Source organism: Snodgrassella sp. ESL0324, from assembly GCF_013344955.1.
Classification (GTDB): domain Bacteria; phylum Pseudomonadota; class Gammaproteobacteria; order Burkholderiales; family Neisseriaceae; genus Snodgrassella; species Snodgrassella alvi.
Genome location: NZ_JAAEDS010000016.1, coordinates 173,384 through 188,733, shown reverse-complemented (window position 1 = coordinate 188,733; position 15,350 = coordinate 173,384). Strand labels below are relative to the sequence as shown.

Annotated in this window: 14 protein-coding genes; 7 read left to right on the top strand and 7 right to left on the bottom strand. The window is 38.8% G+C overall.

Annotated elements, in window-relative coordinates; all coding sequences use genetic code 11:
• Positions 1 to 134: 134 nt before the first annotated feature.
• The 4 genes from GYY70_RS11325 to GYY70_RS11310 all read right to left on the bottom strand — a co-directional run bounded on the left by GYY70_RS11325 (position 135) and on the right by GYY70_RS11310 (position 5,981).
• Positions 135 to 2,018, bottom strand: a complete 1,884-nt coding sequence (locus tag GYY70_RS11325) for a site-specific DNA-methyltransferase (protein ID WP_174832411.1) — start codon at positions 2,016 to 2,018, stop codon at positions 135 to 137.
• A 481-nt stretch (positions 2,019 to 2,499) separates the two neighbouring features.
• Positions 2,500 to 2,637: a hypothetical protein gene (locus GYY70_RS11320; RefSeq protein ID WP_174832410.1), complete on the bottom strand. Its 138-nt coding sequence runs from the start codon at positions 2,635 to 2,637 to the stop codon at positions 2,500 to 2,502.
• Positions 2,637 to 4,550 carry a site-specific DNA-methyltransferase gene (locus tag GYY70_RS11315; RefSeq protein ID WP_174832409.1) on the bottom strand — a complete coding sequence of 638 codons (1,914 nt, stop codon included), beginning with the start codon at positions 4,548 to 4,550 and terminating at the stop codon, positions 2,637 to 2,639. The genes GYY70_RS11320 and GYY70_RS11315 overlap by 1 nt, the downstream gene beginning before the upstream one ends.
• A 597-nt stretch (positions 4,551 to 5,147) precedes the next feature.
• Positions 5,148 to 5,981 (bottom strand): DUF3579 domain-containing protein, encoded by an 834-nt coding sequence (locus GYY70_RS11310; protein WP_174832408.1) that lies wholly within the window; start codon positions 5,979 to 5,981, stop codon positions 5,148 to 5,150.
• Positions 5,982 to 6,517: 536 nt separating this feature from the next.
• On the opposite strand from GYY70_RS11310, the gene GYY70_RS11305 reads away from it, so the two are divergent.
• Entirely contained in the window at positions 6,518 to 6,856 is a 339-nt protein-coding gene (locus GYY70_RS11305; protein ID WP_025331713.1) for a P-II family nitrogen regulator, read from the top strand.
• 30 nt (positions 6,857 to 6,886) lie between these two features.
• Positions 6,887 to 8,212 (top strand): ammonium transporter, encoded by a 1,326-nt coding sequence (locus tag GYY70_RS11300; RefSeq protein ID WP_174832407.1) that lies wholly within the window; start codon positions 6,887 to 6,889, stop codon positions 8,210 to 8,212.
• Between the two features lie 105 nt (positions 8,213 to 8,317).
• On the opposite strand, the gene GYY70_RS11295 is transcribed toward GYY70_RS11300, so the two are convergent.
• Genes GYY70_RS11295 through orn form a run of 3 tightly spaced genes read right to left on the bottom strand, consistent with a single transcriptional unit; the run spans position 8,318 to position 11,027 of the window.
• Positions 8,318 to 8,791 (bottom strand): CinA family protein, encoded by a 474-nt coding sequence (locus GYY70_RS11295; RefSeq protein WP_025331711.1) that lies wholly within the window; start codon positions 8,789 to 8,791, stop codon positions 8,318 to 8,320.
• Positions 8,772 to 10,433: a glucose-6-phosphate isomerase gene (gene pgi / locus GYY70_RS11290; protein ID WP_100116894.1), complete on the bottom strand. Its 1,662-nt coding sequence runs from the start codon at positions 10,431 to 10,433 to the stop codon at positions 8,772 to 8,774. Before pgi ends, GYY70_RS11295 begins: the two co-directional genes overlap by 20 nt.
• A gap of 45 nt (positions 10,434 to 10,478) precedes the next feature.
• Positions 10,479 to 11,027, bottom strand: a complete 549-nt coding sequence (gene orn, locus GYY70_RS11285; RefSeq protein ID WP_078475446.1) for an oligoribonuclease — start codon at positions 11,025 to 11,027, stop codon at positions 10,479 to 10,481.
• Positions 11,028 to 11,369: 342 nt separating this feature from the next.
• Between orn and GYY70_RS11280 the strand changes: the two genes are divergently transcribed.
• The 5 genes from GYY70_RS11280 to rplW all read left to right on the top strand — a co-directional run bounded on the left by GYY70_RS11280 (position 11,370) and on the right by rplW (position 15,348).
• Positions 11,370 to 12,656 (top strand): M48 family metallopeptidase, encoded by a 1,287-nt coding sequence (locus tag GYY70_RS11280; protein WP_174832406.1) that lies wholly within the window; start codon positions 11,370 to 11,372, stop codon positions 12,654 to 12,656.
• A 2-nt stretch (positions 12,657 to 12,658) separates the two neighbouring features.
• A complete protein-coding gene (rsgA, locus tag GYY70_RS11275; RefSeq protein ID WP_174832405.1) occupies positions 12,659 to 13,543 on the top strand; it encodes a ribosome small subunit-dependent GTPase A in 885 nt (294 codons plus the stop codon).
• A 229-nt stretch (positions 13,544 to 13,772) separates the two neighbouring features.
• A complete protein-coding gene (gene rplC, locus GYY70_RS11270; RefSeq protein WP_037394597.1) occupies positions 13,773 to 14,417 on the top strand; it encodes a 50S ribosomal protein L3 in 645 nt (214 codons plus the stop codon).
• On the top strand, positions 14,417 to 15,037 hold the full coding sequence (gene rplD, locus GYY70_RS11265; RefSeq protein ID WP_025331819.1) for a 50S ribosomal protein L4: 621 nt from the start codon (positions 14,417 to 14,419) through the stop codon (positions 15,035 to 15,037). Before rplC ends, rplD begins: the two co-directional genes overlap by 1 nt.
• Positions 15,034 to 15,348, top strand: a complete 315-nt coding sequence (rplW, locus tag GYY70_RS11260; protein ID WP_025331706.1) for a 50S ribosomal protein L23 — start codon at positions 15,034 to 15,036, stop codon at positions 15,346 to 15,348. Before rplD ends, rplW begins: the two co-directional genes overlap by 4 nt.
• Positions 15,349 to 15,350 lie beyond the last annotated feature (2 nt).

The window sequence follows — 15,350 nt, the reverse complement described above, 5'->3', positions numbered from 1 at the left end:
TTTTGTCTGAATAGGTCCGTTACCTAAATCACGCATATAACTTAGCTTATTTTGATAACCTTGCCCATTAAATACCTGAATCACTGCATTTACAGCATCGGTTTGATATTGCTGAATTTTAAAATTTAATTTCATTACAACACCTTTCTCTTGGTTTCAGGGCTATAGGTATTGAAAATTTGTTGAAAATTTGTGGCAACACTGTCATTTGCCATAGAGCTGTCACGCATAACAAAATAATAAGGTTTTTGTTTAGCGATAACAGTGATGATTTCTTCATTAATGTCTGTATCGAAACAAGCCATTAAAAAGCTATCTGCAACATTAAATACGGTTTTGCCGGCAATAGTGGTTTGTTTGATATCACTGGAGAGTAAAACACCTAAATCCAGCATAACCTGAAACAGCAAATCCTCTGGCGTTCTGTCAGCTTTAATATTATCAATCAGTACGTCAAGAAGATCAGCATTGTACTCAGCAGGGTTGTAATAAACCTCTTTCATATTAGTGCTATCACATTTTAAAACGCGAAAGCCTTTATCGAATTTAGCCTGAGGGTTTTCTTTGGCAATTTTGTTACCCGCACGACGAATACGCTCTTTGCCAATTTCGCAGATATTTTTATAACCGGCTTTATAAGCTTCGCTTTTTTCATCGGTTGGTTCCGGGAGCTGCACCATGATAAATTTGCGGTTGCCGCCGTCTTCTGCGTTGAGTTGCATAACAGCATGGGCACTGGTTGCTGAGCCCGAGAAAAAATCTAAGACGATATCATCACACGTTATATTAGCTAATATACACAAATCATGAATAAGTTCCACAGGCTTTGAATAATCAAATATTGCTAGGTTTGTTTCAAATAGTTTTTTTAAGATTTCCGTTCCTCGAGAATTTACATATTTTTCAATAAATAAAGTTGTTAACTGTTTTATGCCATTTTCATTATTTCTTATTTTTTCATAAACAATATATGTGCTATCGTTCCGTTTTTCAAAAATTACATCCCCATTAGCAACCTTTTTCAGCATATTTGCTTTTCCTAAGCGCCAGCGTCCTTCTGAACCATCATTTCGAATAGGATAAACTAGTGAATCATCAGGCCCAGGTATCGGAAACCACATACCAGGAGCATCTTCTCTTCTAGAACCCGCTCCCCATTTATTTAATTCCCTACCTTTCGCATACTTACCTTTTTCATCTTCAAGATTTAATACAATTTTTTCTTTTTCAAATCCTGAAAAAGTTGCACTATTATAGTTTTTTGTGAAGCAAACTATATAATCATTTACATGCCGTATATCTGCAGACTGACTACCTCCACGAATCGCTTCTCTTGCTATTATTGCTACAAAATTACTTGAACCAAAAACTTCATCGCAAATTTTTTTTAAATTATCAACTTCATTATCATCAATACTAATAAAAATCACACCATCATCAGTTAATAGATCTCTGGCGAGTTTTAAACGTGGATAAATCATATTGAGCCAATCGGTATGAAAGCGACCATTGGTTTCCATATTTTTTATTAGTCGATTGCCTTCATCATCAAATTGCCCACTGTTTTCAAGGTATTCTGATGAGCTTTGCGCAAAATCATCTTCATAAACAAAATCATTACCGGTATTATAAGGCGGGTCGATATAGATCATTTTGACTTTGCCAAGGTAAGTTTCCTGCAATAGTTTTAATACCTCAAGATTATCACCTTCAATATATAAATTTTCGGTATCATCAAAATCAACACTTTCCTCACGGCAAGGCCGTAAGGTTTTAGCAATTGGGGCATTAGCCAGTAGAATCGATTCTTTTTTATCTGGCCAGGTAAACTGATAACGTTCTTCTCTACCTGCAACGATTACGGAAGAAAGCTCCTGTTTGAGCATATCAAAATCAATAGCGTACTCCACTTCACCTAGTTGGTTTAAGCGTTCAGTAATACAGTTCGGGAATTGAGTACCGATTTTTTTGATATTTTCATTAACCTTATTGAGTGAGTGCATTTTTAATTTATCCATTTATCAATTCTCTAGCTATTTTTAATACAACGATTTTTTACTAATGCAAATTTTTTTAAATGTTTAATATCGAACTGACTAATTAACAGGATAAAAATTTGCCATACACTGTCAAAATGACATCACTTTAGTTTAATAATTAAATGAAGGAACGAGCTGCTCACCCATTTGTATTAAAATATGTTAATTAAACGTTAATTTTATTTCAATAGCACATTTTTTATTAATTATATTGTTGGGTTGAAAATATCTATCTGATTCAAATGGTATTTTTAGTTGCACTAATACTACAAAGTCTTTGGTTATTTTCTCCATATAAGATTTATTATTACAAGCAAATGCCGTTAACTATCGATATTTGAGCTATATCACACATCGATTTCTTTATGGATTCATTTAGTTGAATTTTTATATAGATCAATTTTAAAACCGATATCAATTCCGTTGTTATCTGTCGTATTACCGGAATCAGTTTCATAAGTTATTTTGTCTGAATAGGTGCGTTACCTAAATCACGCATATAACTTAGCTTATTTTGATAACCTTGCCCATTAAATACCTGAATCACTGCATTTATAGCATCGGTTTGATATTGCTGAATTTTAAAATTAAATTTCATTACAACACCTTTTTCTTGGTTTCAGGGCTATAGGTATTGAAGATTTGTTGAAAATTTGTGGCAACACTGTCATTTGCCATAGAGCTGTCACGCATAACAAAATAATAAGGTTTTTGTTTAGCGATAACAGTGATGATTTCTTCATTAATGTCTGTATCGAAACAAGCCATTAAAAAGCTATCTGCAACATTAAATACGGTTTTGCCGGCAATAGTGGTTTGTTTGATATCACTGGAGAGTAAAACACCTAAATCCAGCATAACCTGGAACAGTAAATCTTCTGGCGTTCTGTCGGCTTTAATATTATCAATCAGTACGTCAAGAAGATCAGCATTGTACTCAGCAGGGTTGTAATAAACCTCTTTCATATTAGTGCTATCACATTTTAAAACGCGAAAGCCTTTATCGAATTTAGCCTGAGGGTTTTCCTTGGCAATTTTGTTACCCGCACGACGAATACGCTCTTTGCCAATTTCGCAGATATTTTTATAACCGGCTTTATAAGCTTCGCTTTTTTCATCGGTTGGTTCCGGGAGCTGCACCATGATAAATTTACGATTGCCTCCATCCTCTGCATTGAGTTGCATCATGGCGTGAGCTGTACTGGCAGAGCCTGAAAAAAAGTCTAAAATGATATCGTTATCTTCAAGAAAGCCAAGTATCATTAACTTTGTCAAAAAGCTTATCGGTTTAGGAGTGTCAAAAGGTATTTTTTTAAATAGCATCTGCAGCTCTTTTGTTGCCGTTGTAGATGTACCTATTTTTTCACCAGAAAACCAACTATTATCTATAGAACCGAAATCTTTTTTTTCATCATAAAATGATTTCATTTGAGGACGTCCAGTTCCAAGCTTTCCAAAAATTATTCTTCCATCAGCTAAAGCACTAGAAAATTTTTCTGGAGAAATTCTCCAATGTCTACCTGCCGGAGGTAGGTGTTGTTCGCCCGTATTTGGGTTAATTATTGGATAAGTAAGATTAGGACGTACATTTGGTGCATCAAAGGGATCAGCTTTCCATGGTCCTCGTGCGTCATTATCAGGATTATCAAATTTGCTTTTATCTAAGGGGAGAGGGCGGAAAACAAAAGAATTTTTTTGATACCAGATTGTTTCATTATTTTTTTTTAATCTTCTGTTTTCAAAACGACGATTTTTAGCATAAACTAGAACATATTCATGGTTTATACTAAAATCAGTATCATTTTGAATAGATAAACGAGATTGCCAAGGAATACAAGCTGCAAAATTTTGAGCTCCAAAAATTTCATCGCAAATTTTCTTTAAATTTTCATGTTCATTGTCATCAATACTTATGAAAATCACCCCATCATCAGTTAACAGGTCTCTGGCAAGTTTTAAACGCGGATAAATCATATTGAGCCAATCAGTATGAAATCGACCGTTGGTGTCCAGATTTTTTACCAGTCGATTGCCTTCATCATCAAATTGTCCGCTATTTTCAAGGTATTCTGAGGTGTTTTGTGCAAAGTCATCTTCATAGACAAAATCATGACCAGTATTATATGGAGGATCGATATAGATCATTTTGACTTTGCCAAGGTAAGTCTCTTGTAAAAGTTTTAGTACTTCTAAATTATCACCTTCAATATATAAATTTTGGGTATCATCAAAATCAACACTTTCTTCACGGCAAGGCCGTAAGGTTTTAGCAATTGGGGCATTAGCCAGTAGAATCGATTCTTTTTTATCTGGCCAGGTAAACTGATAACGTTCATCTCTACCTGTAACAATAACGGAAGAAAGCTCCTGTTTGAGGATATCAAAATCAATAGCGTATTCGACTTCACCCTGTTGGTTTAAGCGTTCAGTAATACAGTTCGGGAATTGTGTACCGATTTTTTTTATATTTTCATTAACCTTATTGAGTGAGTGCATTTTTAATTTATCCATTTATCAATTCTCTAACTCTTTTTAATACAACAATTCTTTACCAACCCAAGTTTTTTTGGTTTTTGATCTTTTGTGAGCTGTTTTTTTTAGATGTTCAATGGAACTAATCAACTAACAGGATAAAAATTTAATATATGCTGTCAAAATGTAATCCCCTTAATTTAATAATGAAAGAGTGATCAAACTATTCTTCATTATTATTAATTTATGTTAATAAAAGGAGCATTTTGCCTTATTAGCATATTCTATGGTATTAATTTTGATAATCTAATTATATTTAGTTTATTAAAATTACTTTTTAGTTGTACTAATGCTACATTAATACTTATCTTACATCTTTAAAAAATACTTAATTTTATTCTAGAATAAATGTAAACGATATTTAGTCATGTACACTTTTATTTTTATTTCTTAAGTGAAGATAAGACTTCATAATTTTGAGCTAGATAGTGTTTGCATAAAAGATAATTTTATCGAATAAGTTAATTTATTCTTTTTATAAATAGTTTTGATTAAAGCCGCTTTGTAAATTAAAAAAGACAAAACCAATTTAGGAGTTGTCTTTTTTAATTTAGAGTGTATTTGAGATTTTGATGTTCAAGTTAATTGATAAGTAAATTGGTGGCTATCTAATGTGAAACCGTGTTTTAGATATAAATGATGTTTATTGTTGTTGTCTGTTGTTACGCTGGAAACCGCATGAATACTAGTACAATGCTCTTGATGAGCAATTATTTTCAGTTCGTTTAATATCATATGAATATGATTGTCAGCGTTAAGTTGATGGTAACTGCTCAGGTCTTCAATATTCAAATGTTTTCCAGCTATCAGAGTTGTTTGTATGCGGAAGCCACAAATAGTAACGGCATTTTGTTTGCCTTCTTCAAATATACCTAATAGACGATAGCCTTCTGCTCGTTGTGTCTGTATCCGTTCTAAAAATTGTTCAATACCACGAATATAAGAATGAAGGTGGTGTAGTGCTGGGAATGCTACCGTATCTTCTTCTGGTGTAAGTTCTCGTAATGATGTAATGATATTTTTTGATGTGTTTGCTATTGTCTGGTTGGTATTAACTGTTTGCTGTGTAGAATTTTCCTGTTTTATTGCATTTTTTAATGGAATTTGGGAATGCTCCTGTTCTTCTAATAAGGCTTTGCAATCCAGAATACGTAAATCGTTGTCACGGGCAAAATCCATCAGGAAATTAAAAGCAGTAGCGCTGATCTGCTCTAATTTTCGATCTACTGCAACACAGCGGATATTGTCTACCAGAATCGGACGAACCCATTGATGATAAGACAGACGATGTCCCTGATCAAAAGAGGACAATATCCCGCATAAACGCTCAGCCCAGTCACTGGGACGAAAACGTTTATTATTATTAGTCATACCCTGGATAACGATTTCATACGGATTGCAAATTAGCATGTTGACCTCTTGATAGAAACATGAAGTTTCAATAATGCATATATTTATTTTTACTGTCGTGATTAATTATACCTGATACGGCATATTTAATGTATGTCACATGTGTGTGTTTTCTATTGAAATTATTTATGCAAAAAGAATAATAAATGTAATTTTATTTCATCTGCTACTTTTATTCTGTCAGATATAATTTCTGATAAAGATATCATCTGGAGTTGATATGTATTTATATCTATTGAACTGATTAGTTTATATGCAGAATTGAAATATAAATGGTTTATATAACTATTTTATTTGTTCTATAGGCGATATCAACCAGATTGATTATGTCATTTGTCTGAGGGATTCATTAGCAAAAAATAAGATAAATACCTCAGTAATTTTGATACATCTTTGCAGATTTAAAATAAAGATGTATGGTGTTATTAAAATTTTTGCTTGCTGCAAATTGCAGAATTAACAATTTGGATTTGATGAATGTCATTAAGACTGTCTTGATGAGTAACATTCAAAAATTCTGAAAAGAGGAGAGTTATATGAAAAAAATCACAGCGATGATTAAACCATTCAAGCTGGATGATGTACGTGAAGCACTGGCTGAAATAGGTGTGCAAGGAATGACTGTCAGTGAGGTAAAAGGTTTTGGCAGGCAAAAAGGACATACTGAAATCTATCGGGGTGCAGAATATGAAGTCGATTTCTTACCTAAAATTAAAATAGAAATTGTACTCGTGGATGATCTGGTAGAGCGGGCTGTTGAAGCGATAATGACATGTGCCAGTACAGGTAAAGTGGGTGACGGCAAAATTTTTGTTTCAGCGGTTGAGCAGGTGGTGCGAATACGTACAGGTGAGTCCGGATCGGATGCTGTATAAATAATCTGAATAATTATTAAGGGAAATACAATGAAGTTGATTGATAAATGTGTAGTAACGACAGCTCTGTTATTACCATTGCCGCTACTGGCTGCTGATTTGTCCGGATGGTGGCGACCGCTGTCAGAGATAAATGCAGGTAATACAGCATGGGTAATGACTTCTGCTGTACTGGTTTTGCTGATGACTGTTCCGGGTCTGGCATTGTTTTATGGCGGAATGGTACGAAAAAAAAATGTATTGGGTACCATGATGCACAGCTTTGCCGTTGCCGCTCTGGTGAGTGTGCTGTGGATGATAATAGGCTATTCGTTAGCTTTTACCCCGGGTAATTCATTTATTGGTGGTTTGGATCGATTTATGCTTGGTGGTATGGGGCTGGATAAAACCAGAGAAATGACTACTATTGTTAATGGAGATGGTACTGTTCCTGAATCAGTATTCATGTTTTTTCAAATGACCTTCGCCATTATATCTACGGCTATTGTGACAGGTGCTTTTGCCGAACGTCTGAAATTTTCAGCCTTATTGTTATTTTCCGGTTTTTGGGTTACTTGTGTTTATGCGCCGATATGTCACTGGGTCTGGGGCGGGGGCTTTATGAGTGATACACAAACTCCGGTTCTGGATTTTGCCGGCGGAACGGTTGTGCATATTAATGCCGGTGTTGCCGGACTGGTAGCTGCACTGGTGATTGGTAAACGTCTGGGATACGGTAAGGATGTAATGGCACCACATAATATGGTACTTACTCTAACCGGTGCTGCGATGCTATGGGTTGGCTGGTTTGGCTTTAATGCCGGTTCAGCTGGTGCTGCGGATGCTTCTGCCGGTATGGCTATGGCTGTGACTCAGATAGCAGCAGCTTCAGCAGCATTAACGTGGATGTTATGTGAAAAACTGGCAGGACATAAACCTTCTGCATTGGGTATGGCTTCTGGTGCGGTGTCCGGTCTGGTAGGCATTACACCTGCTGCCGGGTTTGTCGGTCCGCAGGCTGCATTGGTAATCGGAGTATTGACGGCTGTTGCTGCCTATTTTGCCGCAGTGTATTTAAAACGCAGATTTGGTTATGATGATTCGCTTGATGCTTTTGGTATTCATGGCTTTGGCGGTATCGTTGGTTCAATTTTAACTGGTTTGCTATTCAGTAACGCCATTTTTGGCGGTGAGGCGACTATAGGTAGTCAACTGCTGGCTCAGATTAAAGATGTGGCTATTACAATTGTATACAGCGTAATTATGACTTATCTGATTCTTAAAATTGTGGCAATTGTATGTCGCGGTTTACGTATTGATCATGATTCAGAACGCGAAGGAATGGATGTGAGTATCCATGGTGAACGTATTGAATAAGTATGGTTGATTCTCAATTCTGTTTGAAATGAAAAACTGACCGGCTGTGAAAAACCGGTCAGTTTTATTTTATCTGCTGGATTCTGATAACGTATACAGTCTGGTTTAACGGTATAAATATTGACGTAAAAAACGCAAAGCATATTCCACAGCCTGAGTGCGGATTGTATCTCTATTACCGTTAAACTGATAATTTTTAGCCCAGATACGCTGTTTGGTTGCCAGCCCGAACCATACTGTACCAACTGGTTTTTCGGCACTTCCTCCAGTTGGTCCGGCAATACCGGAAATCGAAATAGCATAATTTGCTTTCGAATTAATCAGAGCACCCAGTGCCATTTCGCGTACACATTCCTCACTAACAGCTCCATAATGGCGCAAAGTTGTTTCGTTAACATTAAGTAACTGTTTTTTTGCCTGATTGCTATAAGTGACATAGCCCATATTAAACCAATTTGAACTACCCGGCAGGCGAGTTAGTTCTGCTGCCAACAAGCCCCCAGTACATGATTCGGCACAGGTTACCGTATGTCCCAGTTCATCCAGTTTGGTGGTAATGTCAATTAAGGTTTGTGTCATGATGATGTTTTCTGAAATAGTCAATGAGGCCGTTAGTTGAAGCATCATGGTGTAGCGAATCATTAGTACTTAATTCCGGTTCAATATTTTTAGCCAGAACTTTTCCGTACTCTACACCCCACTGATCGAATGAATTAATTCCCCAGATTACACCCTGTACAAATACTTTATGTTCATACATGGCCAGCAGCATACCCAGATTAAACGGGTTAATTTCATCTATTAAGAGAGTATTAGATGGCTGATTACCCGGAAATACTTTTTGCGGAGCCATAATATCGCGTGATTTGTTATCCAGATCAATTAATTCGGCATAAGCTTCCGCCAGCGTTTTGCCACGCATCAGTGCTTCAGTTTGAGCAAAGGCATTAGCAACAAGAACTTTATGCTGGGTACTGACATGATAAAAACTGTTAACTGGAACAATAAAATCGGAAGAAATCAGTCGTGGTCCCTGATGCAGTAATTGAAAAAAAGCATGCTGGCAGTTAACACCTTCCTCACCCCAGATTATCGGACCAGTATCAAAGTCCAGCCGTTCTCCATAACGGCTTACCTGTTTTCCATTACTTTCCATGTCCAGCTGCTGCAAGTGCGCAGCCAGACGGCGCAGTCCGTGGTCATAAGGAATGATTGCATGGCTGGTTGTGGTATAAAAGGTGTGATACCACAATCCGATCAGTCCGAGTAAAACCGGAATATTATGTCTTAGCGGTGCATGAAAAAAATGTTCATCCATCGCTCTGCCGCCAGCAAGAAAATCCTGAAAGTTTTCTTTACCAATGGCGCAAATAACTGATAATCCAATAGTTGACCAAACAGAGTAGCGGCCGCCTACCCAGTCAAACATGGAGAATGTATGATCCGAAGTGATACCAAAAGCCTGTGCTTTATCAACAGCACTGGTTATAGCTATAAAATGGCGGCTGATATCAGCTTCACTCATTCCCTGTTGTAAAAACCAGTTACGTGCAGTTTGTGCATTCAGCAAAGTTTCAGGTGTAGTGAAAGATTTGCTGGCAATGATAAAAATGGTTGTGGCTGGATTAACTTTATTTAACACCTGAATCAGGTTGGCACCGTCAACATTGGCAACATAATGAATATTCAGACCAGTTTGCTGAAACGGACGTAAGGCCAGTGTCACCATTTCCGGACCAAGATGAGATCCGCCAATACCTATATTAATAATATCCGTAATACGCTCATTACCAGCTCCGGTATATTCACCATTGCGCACTGATTCGGCAAAGTGGTAGGCTCGTTCCAGTTCCCGATGGATATCCGGTACGATATTATGATCATCAACATACACTTCAGCATGCGGCGGTAGCCTGAGTGCTGTATGTAATACGGCACGATTTTCGCTAACATTAATTTTATCACCGCGGCGCATTTTGTCAGTCCAGCCACGTACATCTGCAATATTGGCCAGCTCAATCAGTAATGCAAGCGTATCTTCAGTAATACGGTTTTTGCTGTAATCCAGTAACAGACCATTTAATTGTTCATGCATTTGTGCAAAACGATCCGGCTGCTGACGGAATAAGTCGCGCATATGCAAGAAACGGGTGCTGCGCTGATGCTGATGCAATTGTGCCCAAATGGCTGTCTGATTAATGGGGCAGGACGGATTGATCATAACCGGAATTAATTTCAGCAAAGATAAATAGGGCAGTATACAAAATCAGCTAGGTATTGTTAAGAAGTGTTCGCGATAATAAGCCATTTCCTCAATGCTTTCCTTAATGTCATCCAGAGCCTGATGTGCACCTTTTTTACTTATACCTTTGACAATGGCAGGATTCCAGCGTCTGGCTAATTCTTTAAGAGTAGAAACATCCAGATTGCGGTAATGGAAGTAAGCTTCCAGTCGCGGCATGTAGCGCACCATAAAGCGGCGATCCTGATGAATGGAATTGCCACACATTGGTGAGGCTTTTTCCGGTATCCACTCACTGATAAAAGCCAGCAATTTTTCTTCAGCCTCAGCTTCTGTTAGCGTTGAAGCTTTTACTTTATCTACCAGACCAGTACGGGTATGCGTAGTGGTATTCCATTTATCCATATGATCGATAATGCTGTCTGGCTGATGAATTACCAGTACTTCAGACTGTGCGAGTATATTCAGGTCACTATCGGTAATGATCATGGCAACCTCTATAATACGGTCTGTATCCGGATTTAATCCGGTCATTTCCATATCCAGCCACGCAAGATTTTTAGCGTTTTGCATATCTTAATCTTGATTAATAATAAAATATGATTTTAGCTTCTTTCTGGTAAGGCTGATAGGTTAAGCTGATTTTTTTACCTATATATAGAGCTAAAATCAGGCAAAAGTAATTGTTTTAGGAGAACACAGAACAGACTGAATTTCAATTATTCTAATTGAATATAATTTGTGTAATGCTGTAAGTAGTTTCGGATATTATCACAAGACAACATACAGTAATAATATATTATTCAGTCAAATAATCATGTTAATTTTAAATAGAAGGATGTTTATTCAGTCACTTTTTAGCCAGTAACAGATAAACTCCGTTAAAATGATTATTTTCAGGTACAAAGTATTTTTATGGTGTTTTATCTTTCTGCCCAAACGATTTATATATTGTTTTTATTATTTTTCATCTGCAGCATATGTGGTCAGTTATATCTTTCTGTTCGCCAAAGTAAGGCTGTACTGGCACATCGTAGCCATGTTCCAGCGGCTTTTGTGCAAAGTGTGTCTCTGGCAGAGCATCAAAAAGCAGCGGATTATACTTTGGCCAAGCAGCGTCTGGCTCGTTATGAAATTCTGTTTCAGGCATTCTTATTGCTAATATTCACACTTGGTGGCGGTCTTGATCTATTAGCGCATTTAAGTCAGAAATGGGTGCAGCACGATATTGCACAGGGAATTGTGCTTATTGGTCTGTTTGCTTTGGTTAATATGATTCTTGGCTGGCCGATCGCCTGGTACCGCAGTTTTTGTCTGGAGGCAAAATTTGGCTTTAACAAAATGACCATGGCTACTTTTATTGCTGATCAGTTTAAAGGTAGTCTTTTAGCCATTATTGTTGGCTTGCCCTTAGTGTATATTATTCTGTGGCTTATGCGGATTCTGATTGCCGCACACTGGTTTGGTGGCGCATGGTGGCTGGCTGTATGGCTGGTATGGGTCAGTTTTTCCTTGTTGCTGATGTGGGCTTTTCCAAAGTGGATTGCGCCGTTTTTCAATAAATTTGAACTATTGAAAGATGATGCATTGCGAACCCGGATTGAAAACTTGTTGCAGCGTACTGGTTTTCAGAGTGATGGTATTTTTGTAATGGATGGCTCCAGACGCAGCGGGCACGGTAATGCTTATTTTACCGGTCTGGGGAAACATAAGCGCATTGTATTTTTTGATACCTTGTTGAAAGATATGCAGATAAGTGAGGTTGAGGCTGTGCTGGCTCATGAGTTAGGTCATTTTGCTCATAAACATGTATTCAAACAAATGATTGTTACTTTTATACTGGCTCTGATTATTTTTGCTATTTTGGGCTGGCTATTACCTCAGACTGGTTTTTATACTGGTCTGGGTGTGCATGAAGTCAGTCATGCTATGGCTTTATTATTATTTATGCTGGTGCTACCCGTATTTACTTTTCCGTTTTCACCATTGTCGAGTGTTTTGTCCCGTAAAAATGAATTTGAAGCAGACCGTTTTGCGGCAAAATATGCAAATGCCGATGATCTGATTCATGCTTTAACTAAACTTTATCGTACTAATGCCTCCAGTCTGGTTAGCGATATCTGGTATTCGCGGTTTTATGATTCGCATCCGGGAGCACGGGAACGTATTGCGGCATTACAAACAGCCGTAAAGGCAGACTGAGAATGGCACAGCCTGCGAATGAATTATTAACAGCACAGATTATTACCAGTTTCGGGCGCCGCTTCATGGTGCGCACACATGCGGGTAAAACTTATGAAGCCACTACGCGAAAGAAAAGAGTTGATTTTGCCTGTGGTGATGAAGTCCATATTAATCATGTCAATCAGCAGCAGGCTGTAATTGAGGATTATTTACCCCGGCGCAGCCTTCTTTACCGGCAGGATGCTACGCGCAGTAAACTCATTGCGGCCAATGTTACCCTTATGCTAATCGTACTGGCTGCTGTACCGACTCCCAGTGAATTATTATTGCAGCGTGCATTACTGGCTGCAGAGGCTGCGGATATACCGCCACTGATTGTATTAAATAAGGCAGATTTACCACAAAATAAGCTTTGGCTCGAAAAATTGACGTTTTATCAGAGTCTGGGTTATCAGGTAATCAATATTAGTGCCTTATATAATGCAGCTGAGTTGCGTCAGTATTTACAGGGAGAGCGGGCAATCCTGTTAGGTCAGTCAGGTATGGGTAAATCAACTTTAACCAATGCATTGCTGGGTAATGAACAGGCACGGGTAGGTGATATCTCAGCGGCACTGGATTCGGGTCGTCACACCACGACTCATGCGCAATTATATGATCTGGATGCACACAGTCAGCTTATTGATTCGCCCGGATTGCAGGCATTTGGCTTACATCATTTGTCAGTTAGTAATCTGCTGCATTATTTCCCTGATATGCGTCAGTATATCGGGGAGTGCCGTTTTCATAATTGTACTCATCGTCAGGAACCGGGCTGTGCACTGAAACAGGCTGCGGCTGACGGGAAACTGAAGCCTGAACGACTTCAGTTTCTGCAAAGTATTACTGATGAATTAACCAGATAATATTTATATTCAGGCAGAGTAAAAATACCCGAAATCCAGACTAATAGTCATGTATAAGGCATAAACGTTGTTTTTTTATCTAAAAATCCGTGCTTTACTTGCATAAAAAATTGATTCATGCAGAGTAAACATGATACTATCGCCATCTTGCCGATTTTACGTCGGCAAGATTCTTTATTTGTGCGAGGCCAATCAATCGTAATTGGTCCCTTTATAAAAGGAAATAACTATGACTTTAGGTCTGGTTGGGCGCAAAGTAGGCATGACGCGCGTGTTCGATGAGAACGGCGCATCAGTTCCGGTAACTGTACTGGATATGTCTGCTAATCGCGTCACTCAACTCAAATCCGAAGCTACTGACGGCTACACTGCCGTACAGGTAACTTTTGGTCAGAAAAAAGCCAATCGCGTAAGCAAGGCACAGGCAGGTCATTTTGCCAAGGCAGGTGTTGAAGCCGGTCGTGGCTTGGTTGAATTTGCTGTTTCTGAAGAAAAACTGGCTGAATTGTCTGCCGGTGCTGAAATCAATGTCGGCATTTTTGCAGCAGGTCAGTTAATTGATGTTACAGGTACCAGTAAAGGTAAAGGTTTTTCTGGCACCATCAAACGTCACAATTTTGGTTCTCAGCGTGCTTCTCACGGTAACTCACGCTCTCATCGTGTGCCTGGTTCAACCGGTATGGCACAGGATCCGGGTCGCGTATTCCGTGGTAAACGTATGGCCGGACAGTACGGTAACGTTAAGTCCACCATTCAGAATCTGGAAATCGTACGCGTAGACACCGAACGTCAGTTATTGCTGGTAAAAGGTGCGGTGCCCGGTGCGGTTAACAGCGACGTTGTCGTGCGTCCGAGCGTGAAGGTAGGTGCGTAATGGAACTGAAATTAATTGATGCTCAGGGTCAGGTTGCAGGTGCAGTTGCTGCGTCTGACGCATTGTTTGCACGTGAATACAATGAAGATCTGGTTCACCAGCTGGTTACAGCTTTTCTGGCTAATGCCCGTTCCGGTAACCGTTCACAGTTAACCCGTGCCGAAGTAAAACACTCCACTAAAAAACCATGGCGTCAGAAAGGAACCGGCCGTGCCCGTTCCGGTATGACATCTTCTCCGCTGTGGCGCAGTGGTGGTCGTGCGTTCCCGAATAAACCAGATGAAAACTTTACCCAGAAAGTAAATCGTAAGATGTACCGTGCGGGTATGGCAGCCATTCTGTCTCAGCTGGTACGCGATGAACGCCTGTTTGTAATTGATGAATTATCTGCTGCTACTCCTAAAACCAAAGCATTTGCTGAACAGGTTAAAAATCTGGGTATGGAGCAGGTATTGTTCATTACCAAACAGCTGGATGAAAACGTTTACTTGTCTAGCCGCAACCTGCCGAATGTACTGGTTCTGGAAGCACAGCAAACTGATCCGTACAATCTGTTACGCTTTAAGAAAGTGGTGCTTACCAAAGCAGCAGTTGCACAACTTGAGGAGCAATGGGTATGAATCAACAACGTTTAATGCAAGTGCTCTTGGCTCCTGTTGTTTCCGAAAAAAGCAACATGCTGGCTGAAAAACGCAACCAGATGACGTTTAGAGTATTGCCGAATGCCACTAAACCTGAAATTAAGGCAGCAGTGGAACTATTATTTAATGTGAAAGTGGATTCTGTAGCCACAACCATCATTAAAGGCAAAAACAAACGTTTTGGCCGTACCATCGGTAAGCGCAGCGATGTTAAGAAAGCTTATGTCAGCCTGGCGGCTGGACAGGAGCTGGATATTGAATCTGCTGCCGCTTCTGCAGATAAGGAATAAGC